The organism is Microtetraspora sp. AC03309 (assembly GCF_020826795.1).
In the GTDB taxonomy this organism is placed as follows: Bacteria; Actinomycetota; Actinomycetes; order Streptosporangiales; family Streptosporangiaceae; genus Microtetraspora; species Microtetraspora glauca.
Window position 1 is genome coordinate 1 of sequence record NZ_JADDIL010000553.1, and the last position, 425, is coordinate 425.

Below are 425 nucleotides of genomic sequence, written 5' to 3' on the forward strand. Positions count from 1 at the left end.
TTCCCACCTTCTATCGCAAGTTGACTTGCGATAGCTTCACGGTAGGAGGCGCGCTCGCATATCGCAAGTCGAACTGCGATAATTGCGTCATGGTTGATCGAACGAATCCTGACCGGCAGGTGCGTGGCGCGAAGCTGCGCACGCTGGTCCTGGACGCCACGATCGCCCGAATCGAAGCGGTGGGTATCGACAACGTCCGCATCGCCGACATCGCCGAAGCGGCCGGAGTTCACGAGACGTCGCTGTATCGACGATGGAAGACGTTGTCGCGCCTGCTGGTTGACGCCCTGGTGTCGCGTACCGCAGAGGAGATTCCGATACCCGACACCGGATCGGTCGAATCGGACCTGGAGACCTTCACGGCCGATCTCGCCCGGTTCGCGCAGACCCCCGCCGGGACGGCGATGATCCGCAGCACCGTGGTT

At 62.4% G+C, this 425-nt stretch carries 1 protein-coding gene; it reads left to right on the forward strand.

Going from position 1 to position 425, the window contains the following annotated elements; translation table 11 throughout:
* Positions 1-425: TetR/AcrR family transcriptional regulator (locus IMZ11_RS44315; RefSeq protein WP_228649771.1), on the forward strand; the 425-nt coding region annotated here is incomplete at both ends.